Source organism: Agarivorans sp. DSG3-1 (genome assembly GCF_046774965.1).
GTDB lineage: Bacteria > Pseudomonadota > Gammaproteobacteria > Enterobacterales > Celerinatantimonadaceae > Agarivorans.
This window is the reverse complement of the sequence record NZ_CP177241.1, coordinates 354338-369072: the sequence shown is the minus strand read 5'-3', so window position 1 is coordinate 369072 and position 14735 is coordinate 354338. Positions and strand designations below refer to the sequence as shown.

Sequence of the window (14735 nt, the reverse complement as noted above, 5' to 3'; positions counted from 1 at the left end):
AACTGTTTTCAGGGCTAGATGTTTCATAATTATGTTGATCAAGTTATCAGATTGAATATAAATGGTTGATTGATATCTTGAATTTGAGCTTAGCCCTAGTTATTTGATACTACAAAGTTTACCCTTGTTGAGTTTATTCATTTCAATATCTGTTGAGGTATTGAGTAATGGTGCCTACTAACTGAACACAGGGAGTGTTTTTTTGACTATCAGCATAATCATCGGCTTGGTTGCATTAGCAGTATTGGTTTTTCGTCTAAGACATATTCAGTATACCTTTGTATGTGAATTACGCTCGGGCAAGGTCAATGTAATTAAAGGGCACGTTCCAAGTTCATTTATTCATGATTGTCGTCAAATGATGCGCGGCCGCAAGGTGGTTGGTTTAGTGAAAGGTCTTAATTCTGATGGCAAGATGCACTTACGCTTCTCTCGCTCTATTGCCCAATCAGACCAAGTACATTTAGAGAAACAGTTTCCACATAAGCTATATAGCAGCAAACATTCAGATATAAACGGTAGTGTCTCGTTAGACTAGATAACAGCTAAAATAAAAAAGCCCGGTTCAACCGGGCTTTTTTATTTGGCTTTCGAAAACATACTGAGCGGAGCTGGTGAGGCTTTTTCCTCTACACCTTTAATGGGGTCCCACACCGGTTTAATAAATGAACGCAACTTAGTGGCAATACGTACCGCCATATTCGCGCCATTGACCGGAATGTATATCCAACGCGAAAATAAAAATACCTTGCGACGAAAAACCCACAAGTACATAGCTTGCTCTGAGTAAAAGCGGTAACCCCAACGTTGTTCAAATAAGCGCGAAGAGGCTTCTGTATATTTAGGGTGCCAACGGAAAAAGAAAAACTTCATGTCGTACCACGCCATGCGAGTTCCTAAGTTGTCAAAAATAACCACGGAGTCTGGTTGAGTGACAATTTTGTAGCCTTTTTGTCTAAGCTGAATACCAATATCGATATGTTCACGGATTACCATATCAGGCAGTTCTATATCCAATAATGCTTTAGTACTGAATAGTACGCCATGTAACTCAAACATCTCGCTGTCTTGAATACCTTGTGGCAACTCCTCTGGCAGGGAGCGGCGGAAGGACTTATGTTCAATTAAGTAATCTTCACCTTGATAGTCAATGGTATGCACTGCGTTAGTGAATAAGTGGTTGCGCAACTCCGCACCCTTATCTACCCCTTCTTTTTCCAAGGTAACCGGATTGATAACCGCAATACTTGAGTCTGAGTTGGCGATCTCTAATAGTGGTGGCAGCCAATTAGGGGTAACGTTAGAGTCGTTATCAAGAAACATCACGTAAGGCGTATCGATAAGCGGACGTACTTTTTGCATGGCTTGAATTGGCGAGATTAATCCATAACTTAATAGCTCAGCGTTGTCGCGCTGGTCCAATTCTTTCACTATTTGTTTTCTTAGCGAGGCTGGATAGTCCAGATCAATCACTTTCAATACAAAAGGATGCTCAGTACAAAGGTATAAGTTACGAATGCAACTGATGATGCCCGAATATCTATCTCGCGGGGTAATGACAACGGTAATCGCGGAATTATCCATATCGCTCTCGCTTATTCTTCCATGATGAGTTGATGAAAAGTATTTAGGTATTTGTCGATCATATGTTGCTTATTAAACTTCGACTCAATGCGTTGTTTGGCCGCCGCGCCAAACTGGTCACGTAGCTGGCTTGACTCAATGAGCTTAACTAAAGCTTGTTCTAGAGCCTCAGGGTTAGCGGCTGGCACTAAATAACCCGTTTCCCCGTTCACTATAATGTCAGGGATTCCGCCAACGTTGGTTGCTACTACCGGAGTATGATGCAAACCCGCCTCGATGAATACTAGACCAAAGGCTTCTTCAAGAGACGGCTGTACAAATATATCAGCAGCTTCCATCCACAAAGAAGAGTTACTAATTTGTCCTAGAAAATGCACCTGCTCTTGCAGACCCATTTTATCTCTATAGCGCTGAATTACCTGGGTGTCTTTGGCTGAGCCGCTACCGGCAATATAAAGCTGGCAGTTGTATTTATCACTGATCTGTTTAAAGGCTTTGAGGGTATCTTGGTGGCCTTTAATTCGTCCGAGGTGGCCAGCACTAAATAGCACTATTTGGTCGCTAGGCAGATCGAGTTGCTGGCGAGCACGAGCAAAGCCAACATGTTCAATCTGGGTATCAATACCCCCATGGTTAGCCAAGCAACGTTGCTCACTTAAGCCTAAATTACTGATGAGTAACTGGCGGCGCTGCTCAGACACGGCAATAAAGCGGCTGGTTAAACGCATGAGCAAACGGTTTACTTTGTTGCGTTGGTAATAACGCAATATAGAGCGATGAAAGGTAAGAACCGTAGGCACGCCACATATTTTAGCGGCAAAGCCAGCCCAAATCATACTGCGGTCGCAATGGCAGTGAATCAGATTAATGCGGTGTTTGCGAATGAGTTTTATCAAATTGTACATAATACAGGGGCCATCGAATGCTTTGGTGTGAAGCACCACTAAACCCTCTGGTTGGCAAGACTCCAGCTTTGCAGCTTTAAAACTGACAGGCAGCACAAAAACCCCGTTTTCTTGCAAGCCTTCAACGGTTGTCATGAATCTTACTGTACGACCACCTCGTTCGAGGCTTTGTACAACCTCCAACACTCGCAGCGATTCATTCATTTATTCAATCCTTCGACAAAAAATTAACAATTTCTTTGAGTTAGTGAGTGTTCCTTCACTCGTAACTGACTTATCATACAGGCACTAAGGATAGTCAAGTAAGTAATAGTATTGTGAATAAATCGTTAAGTAAAAAGATATCTCATGTGGTGAGCAGTTTACAGGTGGGTGGCGCAGAGCGATTTGTTATCGATTTATGTATCGAACAGCGTGAACAAGGTTTAGAGCCAGACATTATTTCTTTAGGCCATCACGACGACCCTTTGATTGCAGTGGCGGAAGGTTTAGGTATCAAAGTCACCGTAGTTAGGGGAATGAAGGGCCTTGTGCAATGGCGCTTATGGAAGGCCTACCGCAACCAGCCGATTATTCATATTCACTCTCCTGCTGTATTAATGGTATCGCTACCTATTTTGCCTTTGTGTCTAGAGCGCAAAATTGTGTATACCCGACATGGTGCCGCTAAGCTCTCGACTAAACGCTGGCGTAGGGTGCATCAATTTGCCCGCCGTTATATCGACAGTATTTGCTTTGTGTCTGAAGAAGGACAGCAGATTTTTCACGATGTGAATGGCTGGGAGCATGTTGATTCTTCGGTGATTGATAACGGAATAGCAATGCCGCGAGAGCAAGAAGTCGTTCCCCATCCACAAGATGGTCGTTTGCGCATTGGATCAGTAGGGCGAATGGTGAGTTTAAAGCATCAAATTAGCCTGTTGCAGGCAGTTGCTCTATTACCTGAAGATATTCAGCAGAAGGTGGAAGTGCACTTTTTTGGCACTGGCGACCAAATGCCTAAGCTGCAAACCTTTAGTCAACAGCATTTAGCACAGTCTACCGTGGTATTTCATGGTTTAGAGAGTGATAGAAGCAAGATCTATAACCGCTTTGAGCTACTGGCTGTTACCTCAGAAACTGAAGGCATGTCGTTAGCGATTATGGAAGCGATGGCCTACAAACGCGCAGTAGTGGCCAGTAAAGTGGGTGGCAATGGTGTATTAGTGAAAGAGCAGTTAAACGGTTGGTTATTTGATTTTGATGATAGCGACAGCTTGGCTCAAATTATTCAACAAGCCTTAGCGCATGCTGAGACCTTAATCGACTATGGCAAAGCAGGGCGAGAACGGGTGCTTGAAGAATTTTCATTACAGCGCACCCAAAACCAATATCAAAAAGTCTATCAAGACGTAGGCACTAGTATTTAGCGTTACACGGCTCTAAGAGACGGCTTAGTGATTTTAGCTGCAGACGATTTATTGCTAAAGGTATTTGGCAAGGGCGTGTTTAAGGCTCGTTTAATCTTTCGAAGGGACCACAAACAAAATGCCGCGGTGGTAAAAATCGATAAGGCCACTGCGATATGTTCGAGTTCACTTAGTGCATTGCTGGTATTTGCAGCTTGTACTTGGCTAACAAGGGCCAAGTTTGCCGCTGCAATAAGCATCATTGATAAACGCATAATAAGCCTTAAGTTAAATGATAATTGTTATCATTTAACTTAAGGTGTTTGGTAATATAAAGCAAGTCTTTTATGTCACGTCTGCGCTTACATATGTAGTTGTTGTACTTTAAACATTCGTTTTGCTTCCGTTATCACCAAGTCACGCAATGGGTTCTCCGAGGTATCGTTACGCCATACAAACGATAGCGCCCTTTCAATATTCAGCTCTGGTACGTTTAAGCGCACCAACTCTCCTAACTCTAGGGCTTTAATCACATCTAAATAAGGTAAGCAGCTAAGGTAGTTGTTGTTTGCTACTAGCGAGCGTAATACCGGAACGTGTTCATATTCGCGGTGTACTTTTAAAGACTCAATGGTGCCTTGAATGGCGCTATCAAATACTCGGCGTGTGCCTGCGCCTTGTTCTCGCAATACCCAACTGGCTTGTTCTAGCTGAGAAACACTTACCCGTTCTAGTTTGGCGTAAGGGTGGTGAGCAGCTGCCACAATCACCAAGTGGTCGTTACACCATACCTGATGGGCTATTCTATCGTCGTCACAGCGGCCTTCAATTACACCTAACTGATAGTCATAGTTTAATAAACCATTAATTACTTCAGCGGTGTTTTCTACGGAGAAGCTAATTCTAAGTTGCGGGAAGTTACTATCAACTATGCTGATAAGATCTGGAATTAAGTGCTCAGCAGCTGTTTGGCTGGCACATAATTGCAGTTCACCACTCACTAAATGCTGATCGGCAAACCCTTCCTCAATCTGCAAGGCATCTAACAATAATTGTTTCGCTTTTGGTCGTAACCATAAACCCCACTGGCTAAGCACCATGCGCTTTCCGCGGCGATCGAATAACGGTTTACCTAATAGCTTTTCTAGCTGAGCTAAAGACATGCTTGCCGCCGATTGGGTAAGGGCTAGGTGGTCTGCGGCTGCACTTACACTCCCATGGGTGGCCACTGCTTCAAAAACGGTGAGCTGTTTTAAAGAATAACGCATTAGTCGCTCCAAAGAGAAAAGTTAAGGGCTTAGTTTGCCTGCTGACCATAGTAAGCATAGGCGCTATCAAAAGTATTGATAGTGGTCATAAAAATTATCCGCTTACCAGCGAAAGTTATTCTCGCTAAGGTAATAACACGTTTAGCCACTAGCGACTTTAGTTGCTTGTTATTACAGGTTTTAGTGTAAATGAATCATCTTCAAGTTGAGCGCTTACCCGCTCCTAAAATGGTCACTGGCGGTGGCGCCGCTAGCTCACCATTAGCGGCTTTAAGTCCCGACCAAATGACTCAGTATGCTGAGCAGTATGCATATAAGAAAGCCACCAATAGCAGTGCTAAAACACTGAGCTTGGCCTTAAGTGCCGGCGTATTCATTGGCTTAGCTTTCGTATTCTATATCACGGTAACTACCGGCTCATCGGGTGTTGGCTGGGGAATTAGCCGCTTGTTAGGCGGCTTGGCGTTCAGCATGGGCTTAGTGATGTTAGTGGTATGTGGAGGAGAGCTATTCACAAGTAGTGTGCTGTCTATTATTCCTAGAGCCAGTGGCAAGCTAGATACCCGCGCCATGGTTGCCAACTGGGGCAAAGTGTACCTCGGTAATTTTGTTGGCGCGCTATTGTTAGTGCTAGTGGTAAGCGGTGCCAAGTTGTACCAGCTAGACCACGGCCAATGGGGCTTAAACGCTTTATCTATCGCTAATCACAAGTTGGAGCATGGCTTCATGCAAGCCTTATTACTAGGCATGCTGTGTAACTTGTTGGTGTGTTTAGCAGTTTGGATGACCTTTAGCGCTACAACCAGTGCAGCTAAAGCCGCATTGGTGATTTTACCTGTCGCCATGTTTGTGAGCACCGGTTTCGAGCACGTAGTGGCTAACATGTTTATGGTGCCTTTAGGTATTGCCATTAAGAGCTGGGCAGAACCTGAATTTTGGGCGCAAATCGGTACGCAAGCTAGCGCTTATGAACACTTAAACTGGGCAACCTTTGCCTGGAAAAACTTACTGCCGGTCACTATCGGCAACATCATTGGCGGCGCAATTATTGTTGGTCTTGGTTACTGGTCTGTTTATAGCCGTAGTAACCCAAACAAACCAACGTCAACTGCCGCAACATTTACTATTTTACCAAATCAAACTTCTGGTCCTGTTGGAGAACCTACTATGCAAAATCTTAAAACTATGACTGTCGCTGACATTATGTCGCCTGCCGATAATGCTCTTAGCCCTGACATGACCATTGCAAGTGCCTGTGATGCTTTATTAGCGCAAGAAGCGCCTGGTGCAGTGGTTGTTAACGAGAGTAACGAACTACAAGGTTTTATTTCTGAGTTAGAAATCTTACGCAAACTATGGCTAGAAGATTACCGCAAACCAAGCACAACAACTGTAGCAAGCATTATGCAAAAGGATATTATGACCGTGGCACCTAATCACAACTTATTGAAACTAGCTGAGTACATGAGTGTTGATGTAGCCCAGGTATACCCAGTGTCTGATTCTGGCGTTTTGTTAAGCTCTACTCACCAACCGCTTGAAGAGCGCTTACGTAACAGCAGTGTTTACCGCCCTAAAGTATTCCCTGTGGTAGAAAATGGTAAGTTAGTCGGTGTGGTTACGCGTCACCAAGTGCTTAAAGCATTACGCCCTGCGCTGGGTGCTCCAGTAAAGCTAAATGCTACTGAAGAACACATTGCTGAGTCAGTAGCTTAATGTAGTTGGCGCTGCTCAATGTAGCGTAAAGCATGTTGGCTCGAAGAGGCGGTATCTGAAAAGGTAGCCGCCTTTTTTAGTACTTGCTTGGCAACCTCTAACTGATTTAACTCAATATACAACAAACCTTGGGCCAAATAGTTTTGTGCTTGGTTGGCATCAGGGTATTGGTTAGCGTGTTGATAACTGCTGATACTCGCCGCCAATTGCCCAAGCTGGGCTTGGCTAAAAGCCAGTAGTTGGTAGTTTGTGCCAGACGCTTGCCGCTGGTTAAGCTGGTTTAAACAGGGTTCGGCTAAGGAGTATTCCTTTGCTTGTAACCAAAGTGTGCACAACCGGGACTGCTGTTGAAGGGTATTTGCTAGCTGTTTTTGTTGCAGAGCAGTGTTTAACAAGCGCGCTGCTTGGTAGGGGGCGCCTTGCTGAGTGAGCAATTGAATTAACATGGTAAACTGCGAAGGCTGAACAAATAGTCCTTTATTGTAGGCTTGCTGTAAATAGGCGAGAGCAGAATTAGCTTGCTGATTATGCAGGTACAAAGACGCGAGTTGGGTCCAGGCATCTATATTTTGTTGATCTAGCTTCAATACTTGTAACTGGCCTTCAATGGCCTTTGGCCAATGTTGTTGCTGGCTATGCAATGCTACGCTAAGTTCCCACCAACTTAAGAGCGGGCTTGATTGCCGTTGTAGTGCTTGCTCAATACTGTGGCTTGCTTCTGGCCAAAGGCTTAAATTAGCTTGGGCGCTCGCCAGCCAATAGTACGACTCTGCAGTAACTTCGCTAGCGGCTTGCTGGTTTTGCCAAGAACTTATTGAATCAATGGCCTTTGCCCATTGCTGTAGCTGCAATTGCAGTTGCGCAATGCTGTACAAGCCCTGTTGTTGCTGAGGTTCAGGCAGTTTCTTGAGTTGATAGGATTCAAGTAAATAGTTAAGCGAGGCCGAATATTGCTGTTGCTCTATGGCTGCTTGCGCTTGGTATTGCAAAGAAACCGCCAAGGCATACTGGCGCTGCTGTTGCTGGTATTGCTGACTAAGTTGCTGCAGGTGAGACGCTGCTTGTGGTAACTCTCCCTGTTGGATTAAAGCTTGCCCTGCTTTAAGCTGCCTTGCCTCACTTTCACTTAAACCTTGGGCTGCAAGGTTAAATGCTATCAATAAAGCTAATAGTGCCCATAAGGTATTAATCATTGCTTAAGCTTAAACTCGATTACCTGCCGACTAACAAAGCCTGGGTTATTGCCTTGTGCTCTCACTGGAAAGCGCCACTGGGCAATGGTGCGTATTGCGGCCTGTTCAAAAAAGCCTTGAGGCTCTGCATGAATCACTTTAATGCTGTTAGCGACAACGTTGCCGTGGTGATTAACGGTGAATTCTAGCTCAACCTCTCCTTCTATCCCGCGCCGTTGAGCCGACATTGGATATTCAGGACGATGTCGATAACTGGCTTGAATAGACAGATCTAGCTGAGGACCTTGGCCTAAACCTGCTGAACTAACGCTAGTTTGGCTGCTAGAGGTATCAGTAATTATATGCGGTAAGCTTAAACTGAGTGGAGTTAGCGACGGCTGTAAAAGCTTAGATATTGAAGGTGTTGAGCTTGTATCAATAATATTGTTATCGCTTTGGCTTGCTCCAGCATCAAGCGGGGTTTGCAAGTCTTGGGGCGCTAATAAAGGCGGTGGTTCTGGCAATAAACGCTGTCTATGTTGTGGTTCGCTAGTCTCTCGCAGGCTAAACAGTTGTAAATTACTAATATTGGGGGCTGAGGGAGGAGAGGCTTGGTTAAACCCTGATACTTCCGCCAGTAGAATAAACAAGCTAGCAGCTAATACTGTGCCAGTAGGAAGCGCGAGCAGAATTCGCCACATTAAGGCTGGCTCGCTTGAGCGGCTAGGCTATAAGGCACTTTAGCTAAGCGGAGTTGATCGAGAACGGCCACCAGCTGGCCAGTACTTGACTGCTGATCGGCTTGAACCAACACCGCTAGTTGTGGTTGTTGTTGCTTAAGTTGTATTAGCTTGGCTTTAATTAAGCGTACATCGCTAGCTTGACCGTTTAACAGCACACTGCCATCGGCGGAAAGGCTAAGTAGAACCGCGTTATTACTCGTTTGCTCGGCACTTTGCGCCACCGGTGTTGTTACGTCAATACTGCTGGGGCTAACAAAGCTGCTGGTAACAATAAAGAAAATCAGCATGATAAAAACGATATCTAACATCGGCGTTAGATTTATCTCCGCCTCTTCTTCTGGGCGATTAAGCAAATCACGTCGCTTCATATTAGCTGTTTCCTTTCGCTAAATGTTGCGGACGCTGTTGCAGAAAAAGCTTGCTGCGGCTACTCCAGCGTTTCAAATAAGTAAAATTGATAACAGCAATTAAGGCAATGCTCATCCCCGCCATCGTAGGAAGTGTTGCTCGAGCAATGCCCGCCGACATTAATTTAGGGTCACTGCTACCGGCTAAGGCCATGGTATCAAACACGTGAATCATCCCGGTTACAGTGCCTAGCAAACCAATCAGTGGACATAGGCCAACTAAGCTTTTAATTAAGCTAAGGTGTTGGTCTAACTTCAATTCCATATCGCAACGTAGGCTTAGCCAGTAGGCTGCTTGGAGATGTTTAGCTGACTGCTTTTGCATAAGTCGGCGCTGGTAGTTAATCAATAACTGGGGATAGGAAACAAAACGAAACCAATAGCGCTCTAGTAGTAAGCTGCTTAACAAAGCGGTAATCACCAGCAGCAGCACTAATACCCAGCCACCTGAATACAGCAGCTGGCCCAAAGTGAGCCAAGCCTGCTGCCAGCTTTGGCTTAGGGCATTCACGCTTTGGCCTCTGGTTTACTGGTGGATTGGTATTGTTGATCGGCCAGCATTGCTAAGCTTTTTTGTTGCAGCAGTTGCAGTAAAACTCTACTGCGAGAGCTCATTAAGCTTGAGCAAAATAGCAGCGGTATTGCGGCCACTAGGCCAAGTACGGTGGTGACTAAGGCTTGAGAAATACCCGAAGCCAGCAATTTAGGGTCGCCATTGCCAAATAAGCTGATGCTTTGAAAAGTCGCTATCATACCGATAACTGTGCCAAGCAACCCTAGCAGAGGCGCAATACCAGCAAACAACTTCACTAAGCTTTGGCCGCGCTCCAACTGGGGGAGTTCATTCAAAATAGCTTCATCAACCCGCAGTTCTAGTTCTTCTAGTGATTGATGAGCATGTTGAGCAGATAACAATACTCGCCCTAACGGATTGGAGTTAGACGGTGTTGAAGCTTTAAGTTGCTGGCGCACCGCGCGCTCTATATGCAGCAAACGAGCGATGCGATATAAGGCCACCACTAAACCAAGCACTGCCACAATGATGATAACAATAGCGACAGCCCCACCTTGCTGAACACGTTGTTTCAGTGAGGGCTCAAGATCAAGTAGGCTTAAAAGCTGGCCGCGAGAAGGGTCTATGAGTAAACGAGTTTGTTGGCCCTTAAAAAAAGCCTCTGCAGCACTGGTTTCACTAGGTTGAGTCGCATATAACTGGAGTAGTTGGTTAGCCGGTAACCATTCTACATACTCGCCTTGTTCGCTAATAATATTGAAGCTACCTATTCGCATTAACGGCAAGGTTTGGCGGTCACCTTGTTTATCTATTACTTTCGCATCAAAAAAACTGATAGTTGAAGATTGCTGTAAATTATTGAGCAAAGCGGCGGCTAAGTCTTGAATGTTAGTGGCGCTAGGCTGAGCCGCTTGTTCGGCAAAGGCTAATTGAGTCCCCGATTCTGGGTACTGAGCGCTGAGAATAGAGCTAGCAATGGTTTGCTGGCTTTCTTGTGCTTTCAGTTTCACTACCTCTAGCACTTGCCCTAACTGCCCACTGCGCTGTTGTAGTTGCTGGTATTGCTTAACTAGCGCTTGTTCGTAGTCGCTAAACTGTTGCTTGAGCTCTTGTTGCTGATTTTGCGCATTAGTCAGAGCCTGTTGTTGTTGCTTCAAAGCGACCTGCTGCTGTTGCAGTGCATCAATAAAGCCTTGCTCGCGCTGCTGATTGCTTAGCTGTGTTTGCTCAATTGTGTTTAATTCACTTGCCCAGCTCAGGCTGCTAACCAGGCAAGCGCAAAGGCTAAAACACAAATACTTAAGGATTTGCATCGGTCGCTCCTTGTTCAAGCAGATTTAACGGCAAGCTCAATAAGCGCGGGGCTTGCTGTTGCCAAGCTATCGCCAAGGCGTCTGCTAATGCTAAATTGTCGGCTTGGTTTAGGGTTTGCCATTGTTGCTGCTTAGGGTTCCAAAGTGCAGAGGTGTGGCCGTTCAAGGTTTGGTAATACCAAGCGGTGCGGCCTAAGCGAAAGTAATTAACTTGTTGTTCGGCTAAAGGCCCTTGGTAAGCGGCAATGCTTTCACCGTATTCCATTTCAATTTGATAGGCTTCGAGCACTTGGCGATACTTCTCTGCCAAACTGACATCGGCGCGATCTAACAGTAATTCAAGGCGGGCAATGCTTTGCAGGCGTTGCTGGTGTAAAAAAGGTAAGTCTTGAGTAATGAAAAGCTTAAGTTCTTGCAACATGGAGTGAACCAGCGGCAGTGCTTGTTGCTCGGTGTCATCTAAAGAGGCTATATCTTGCTGTAGCTGGCTGAGCTCTTGCTGCTGTTGCGCCACCATGGCACCAAGATGTTGATTGTATTGCTCCACTAAGGCGAGTTGCTGCTTAACTCCTCGGGTTTGTTGGCTGGCTTGTTGGCGCTTAGCATCGAGATCATCAATACGCTGCTGAGATTGCTGGTTAAGCGCTTGACGTTGAAGTTGTTGTTCGATGCTTTGATTGGCATTGGTGCTAAGGCTGATTAGCGCCAATATTGTCAGAAGTAAGTAACGCCGCATTGTGTAGAAGCTTCCTGATGCTGATGAAACACTAAGCTAAGCGGCATACTTATTATATTGAGAGTAGCCGTTTATCACTGGTTGTTCTGCCTAGTTTATTTTAACTAAGGCTTATTATAAGGCAAAAGCAAAATAGCAAAGTGAATTCGTTGCATGATTAAGTACTTAAGTTTTAAGTGTGTTTAAGCCTATAAAGATTGTTAGGTGATTTATTACTGTTTTTACAAAATTAAGCTCATAAGCCAGTGAATATGATGTAAAATCGCCGCTTGTTTTTTTAAAGTTCTGGCTCAAGGATGAATAGGCGGATCTCTTTACGTTACATATTGTTTGTTATTTGCATGTCTGCTGCACTGCTGCCTGCTCTAATGGTTAGCTCGTGGCTGAAGCATCAAGTACAACAAAACGAAACCGCCTTGGTGCAAGATAAACACCTTTTGATTGCCCGTAACTTAAGCACCGCGTTATCGCGTTATGCGGCTGATACCTCGGCCATTTTTAACAACGTAAACCAACAAATCTCGCATCATGGCTTCCACTCCGAACTTAGACCTTTATTAAAAAGCATCAATATTTATGCCCTATTTGAATGGCAGGTAGGCCGTGGTCAGCGATTTTATTTCTCTGAGCAAGATATCACGCCTTTTGAAACTATTCCTGCGCAAATCCAGGTGGCCATGGAGTTGGCTAGAGTATACAAAGACCAAGCATTTTACAGCGGTGTTGTTATAGAAGGGGTAACCAAGCCCACTCTATTTCTAACCACTTATCAGGGTCAAGACCGCTATTTGTTGGCGGCGCTAACAACCGATTACCTGCTAGAAAGCCAGTCTGAAGTGCGCTTTGGTGACCAAGGACATGTTGCTTTATTTGATCAGTTTGGCCGAGTGCTGGCTCATCCTAATCAACAATGGGCAACCCGGGCTAAAGATTTATCTGGGCTGGACCCTATTGTGCAAATGCGTGACCAACCTTTTGGGGTCAGTCAGTTTTATTCACCGGCTTTGCAGGCCGATATGATCGCCGGTTACTCAAGAGTAGAGGGACCAGGTTGGGGCGTGATTGTTCCACAGCCCATTGCTGAGTTGCAATCTCAATCAATGCGCTTACAAGAGTACGCCTTTTTGGTGAGCATATTGTGTGTGATGGTAGTAGGGGTGATTACTTGGTATTTGTCTTGCGTTATCGTGCGACCAATAAGCCAAGTAGTAGAGGCTGCTCAAGGGATCTCTCATGGTGAAATGGGCAAGTTTATCACACCGAAACGGCGCTTTGTTTCTATTGAAATGGACAGCTTGGTTGGGCAGTTCAATGCCATGGCTGGCGAGGTTTATACCAGTAGAACCCTACTCGAACAGCGCGTTAAGCAGCGCACCGCTGCGCTAAGCAAGGAAGTAGCTGTGCGTAAAAAAGCGGAAGAACAAGTATGGCAACAAGCCAACTTTGACCCACTCACCGGTTTACCTAATCGGAGAATGTTAAACCGCTTGCTCAGCGATGCCTTGGCGACTCGCCTTGCTGAAGAGCGCGTGTGTTTAATGCTATTGGATTTAGACCAATTTAAAGGCATTAACGACACGCTTGGCCATGACATGGGTGATATGTTGTTACAAATTGCCGCCCAGCGTATTCAGCATTGTATTTTGCAAGGCGAACATGTTGCCCGTTTGGGAGGCGATGAGTTTATTATCTTGCTGAGTGAAAACCAAGAAGGCTCGCGGGTCGCCGAGTTAGGCGACGCAGTGCTTAAAACCTTAAGTACACCATTTCAACTGGGCATAGAGCGGGTTTACATTTCTACTAGTATTGGGGTGGCGTTTGCCCCGCAAGACGGCGATAAAATAGATGATCTACTAAAACATGCAGACCAAGCTATGTATGTTGCCAAGCAGCAGGGGAGAAATCGACTCAGTTACTTTACTGCGTCCTTGCAAGAACAAGCTCAGGTGCGTCGTTTGTTGGCGAACGATTTACGTCAAGCCGTCGCCAAAAAACAGCTATGTGTGCATTACCAACCGATTGTGGATTTAGCCTCTGGCGAAATGATTAAAGCAGAAGTTCTGGTGCGTTGGAATCACCCTACTCAAGGCTGGATTAGCCCGCATGACTTTATTCATGTTGCCGAAGAAACAGGTGTGATTGTAGAAATTGGTAACTGGGTATTCAGCAGCGCTGTAGCGCAACTTAAACACTGGAAAGAACAAGGCCTACGACCTATCCAGCTCAGTATTAATACCTCTCCAAAACAATATTATGAAGCCGAGTGTGATGTGAATCATTGGTTGAGCCAGTTGGCTGAGGCGGGCTTATCAAGCGCAGATGTGGTGATGGAGATCACCGAAGGACTGCTGATGGAAAACAGCCCTGTGGTAAACGCAAAACTTTTAGCGTTTAGTGAAGCCGGGGTAGAAGTGGCGCTTGATGATTTTGGTACTGGTTATTCATCGCTAGCTTATTTGCAGAAATTTGACATTGAATACCTAAAAATTGACCGTATGTTTATTCACAATCTGGCTGAAGATGGTGATGATTTGATTGTGTGTAAGGCGATTATTGTGATGGCTCATAAGTTGGGTATTCAGGTAATTGCTGAAGGCATTGAGTCTGAACATCAAGCCCGTTTGCTGCGCGAAGCAGGCTGTGATTTTGCTCAGGGCTATTGGTTTGCCAAGCCTTTAGCTAAAGATGACTTTGAAGCATTGCTGAACGGCGAGGCGATGTTGTTACCTCATAATGCCTGAGCCAGTTAATAAGCTGGCTTGAGTTTGTTACACTAAATCTTCATTCATTTTGGTAATCTGCAGTTATGCTCGAAATCTCTAATAGTGTTAGCCTTGCCGACTGGGAAATCGAACTCACTGCTATTCGTGCTCAGGGCGCGGGTGGCCAAAAAAGAGATGAAACTTTTTTTTGTAAAGGCTAATCATCCCAATAAAGCGCCACACCCTTTATTTTTCCTACCTTTAAGCTCAAAAAAAATTGACAGAGG

At 45.1% G+C, this 14735-nt stretch carries 14 protein-coding genes and 1 pseudogene; 5 read left to right on the top strand and 10 right to left on the bottom strand.

Annotated features, from left to right (window positions below):
- The first annotated feature begins 202 nt into the window (after nucleotides 1–202).
- Entirely contained in the window at nucleotides 203–538 is a 336-nt protein-coding gene (locus tag ACLD71_RS01760; protein WP_161985173.1) for a DUF3634 family protein, read from the top strand.
- A gap of 41 nt (nucleotides 539–579) precedes the next feature.
- Here the strand turns inward: ACLD71_RS01760 and ACLD71_RS01755 are convergent, their stop codons facing one another.
- Together ACLD71_RS01755 and ACLD71_RS01750 are read right to left on the bottom strand one after the other, a co-directional pair.
- Nucleotides 580–1584 carry a glycosyltransferase family 2 protein gene (locus tag ACLD71_RS01755; RefSeq protein WP_411992668.1) on the bottom strand — a complete coding sequence of 335 codons (1005 nt, stop codon included), beginning with the start codon at nucleotides 1582–1584 and terminating at the stop codon, nucleotides 580–582.
- An 11-nt stretch (nucleotides 1585–1595) separates the two neighbouring features.
- Nucleotides 1596–2693: a glycosyltransferase family 4 protein gene (locus tag ACLD71_RS01750; protein ID WP_411992666.1), complete on the bottom strand. Its 1098-nt coding sequence runs from the start codon at nucleotides 2691–2693 to the stop codon at nucleotides 1596–1598.
- A 113-nt stretch (nucleotides 2694–2806) separates the two neighbouring features.
- On the opposite strand from ACLD71_RS01750, the gene ACLD71_RS01745 reads away from it, so the two are divergent.
- A complete protein-coding gene (locus ACLD71_RS01745) occupies nucleotides 2807–3898 on the top strand; it encodes a glycosyltransferase family 4 protein (RefSeq protein WP_411992664.1) in 1092 nt (363 codons plus the stop codon).
- Between the two features lie 2 nt (nucleotides 3899–3900).
- Here ACLD71_RS01745 and ACLD71_RS01740 read toward each other — a convergent pair whose 3' ends face one another.
- Both ACLD71_RS01740 and ACLD71_RS01735 read right to left on the bottom strand, forming a co-directional pair.
- Nucleotides 3901–4152: a hypothetical protein gene (locus ACLD71_RS01740; protein ID WP_411992662.1), complete on the bottom strand. Its 252-nt coding sequence runs from the start codon at nucleotides 4150–4152 to the stop codon at nucleotides 3901–3903.
- Between the two features lie 87 nt (nucleotides 4153–4239).
- Entirely contained in the window at nucleotides 4240–5145 is a 906-nt protein-coding gene (locus ACLD71_RS01735) for a LysR substrate-binding domain-containing protein (protein ID WP_137674027.1), read from the bottom strand.
- Between the two features lie 189 nt (nucleotides 5146–5334).
- Between ACLD71_RS01735 and focA the strand changes: the two genes are divergently transcribed.
- A complete protein-coding gene (gene focA / locus ACLD71_RS01730) occupies nucleotides 5335–6861 on the top strand; it encodes a formate transporter FocA (RefSeq protein ID WP_137674028.1) in 1527 nt (508 codons plus the stop codon).
- On the opposite strand, the gene ACLD71_RS01725 is transcribed toward focA, so the two are convergent.
- From ACLD71_RS01725 to ACLD71_RS01700, 6 genes are read right to left on the bottom strand one after another with little or no spacing between them, the layout of a single operon-like run.
- Nucleotides 6858–8054, bottom strand: a complete 1197-nt coding sequence (locus ACLD71_RS01725) for a hypothetical protein (protein ID WP_411992660.1) — start codon at nucleotides 8052–8054, stop codon at nucleotides 6858–6860. The two genes, focA and ACLD71_RS01725, sit on opposite strands and share 4 nt — an antisense overlap.
- A complete protein-coding gene (locus ACLD71_RS01720) occupies nucleotides 8051–8734 on the bottom strand; it encodes an energy transducer TonB (RefSeq protein ID WP_411992658.1) in 684 nt (227 codons plus the stop codon). The genes ACLD71_RS01725 and ACLD71_RS01720 overlap by 4 nt, the downstream gene beginning before the upstream one ends.
- On the bottom strand, nucleotides 8734–9144 hold the full coding sequence (locus ACLD71_RS01715) for an ExbD/TolR family protein (protein WP_137674031.1): 411 nt from the start codon (nucleotides 9142–9144) through the stop codon (nucleotides 8734–8736). The genes ACLD71_RS01720 and ACLD71_RS01715 overlap by 1 nt, the downstream gene beginning before the upstream one ends.
- A gap of 1 nt (nucleotide 9145) precedes the next feature.
- A complete protein-coding gene (locus ACLD71_RS01710; RefSeq protein ID WP_411992656.1) occupies nucleotides 9146–9694 on the bottom strand; it encodes a MotA/TolQ/ExbB proton channel family protein in 549 nt (182 codons plus the stop codon).
- The gene (locus tag ACLD71_RS01705) at nucleotides 9691–11010 is read right to left on the bottom strand and encodes a MotA/TolQ/ExbB proton channel family protein (RefSeq protein WP_411992654.1); all 1320 of its coding nucleotides are present in this window, start codon (nucleotides 11008–11010) and stop codon (nucleotides 9691–9693) included. The genes ACLD71_RS01710 and ACLD71_RS01705 overlap by 4 nt, the downstream gene beginning before the upstream one ends.
- Nucleotides 10997–11746 carry a DUF3450 domain-containing protein gene (locus tag ACLD71_RS01700; protein WP_411992652.1) on the bottom strand — a complete coding sequence of 250 codons (750 nt, stop codon included), beginning with the start codon at nucleotides 11744–11746 and terminating at the stop codon, nucleotides 10997–10999. Before ACLD71_RS01700 ends, ACLD71_RS01705 begins: the two co-directional genes overlap by 14 nt.
- A gap of 296 nt (nucleotides 11747–12042) precedes the next feature.
- On the opposite strand from ACLD71_RS01700, the gene ACLD71_RS01695 reads away from it, so the two are divergent.
- Entirely contained in the window at nucleotides 12043–14487 is a 2445-nt protein-coding gene (locus ACLD71_RS01695) for an EAL domain-containing protein (RefSeq protein WP_411992650.1), read from the top strand.
- Nucleotides 14488–14552: 65 nt separating this feature from the next.
- Nucleotides 14553–14636, top strand: a pseudogene (locus tag ACLD71_RS01690) (aminoacyl-tRNA hydrolase); the annotation flags it as partial.
- Nucleotides 14637–14735: the final 99 nt, after the last annotated feature.

Coding starts and splice junctions, on each gene's coding strand:
- ACLD71_RS01755 (WP_411992668.1), bottom strand. CDS start 1,584: ATGGATAATTCCGCGATTACCGTTGTCATTACCCCGCGAGATAGATAT.
- ACLD71_RS01750 (WP_411992666.1), bottom strand. CDS start 2,693: ATGAATGAATCGCTGCGAGTGTTGGAGGTTGTACAAAGCCTCGAACGA.
- ACLD71_RS01740 (WP_411992662.1), bottom strand. CDS start 4,152: ATGCGTTTATCAATGATGCTTATTGCAGCGGCAAACTTGGCCCTTGTT.
- ACLD71_RS01735 (WP_137674027.1), bottom strand. CDS start 5,145: ATGCGTTATTCTTTAAAACAGCTCACCGTTTTTGAAGCAGTGGCCACC.
- focA (WP_137674028.1), top strand. CDS start 5,335: ATGAATCATCTTCAAGTTGAGCGCTTACCCGCTCCTAAAATGGTCACT.
- ACLD71_RS01725 (WP_411992660.1), bottom strand. CDS start 8,054: ATGATTAATACCTTATGGGCACTATTAGCTTTATTGATAGCATTTAAC.
- ACLD71_RS01720 (WP_411992658.1), bottom strand. CDS start 8,734: ATGTGGCGAATTCTGCTCGCGCTTCCTACTGGCACAGTATTAGCTGCT.
- ACLD71_RS01715 (WP_137674031.1), bottom strand. CDS start 9,144: ATGAAGCGACGTGATTTGCTTAATCGCCCAGAAGAAGAGGCGGAGATA.
- ACLD71_RS01705 (WP_411992654.1), bottom strand. CDS start 11,010: ATGCAAATCCTTAAGTATTTGTGTTTTAGCCTTTGCGCTTGCCTGGTT.
- ACLD71_RS01700 (WP_411992652.1), bottom strand. CDS start 11,746: ATGCGGCGTTACTTACTTCTGACAATATTGGCGCTAATCAGCCTTAGC.
- ACLD71_RS01695 (WP_411992650.1), top strand. CDS start 12,043: ATGAATAGGCGGATCTCTTTACGTTACATATTGTTTGTTATTTGCATG.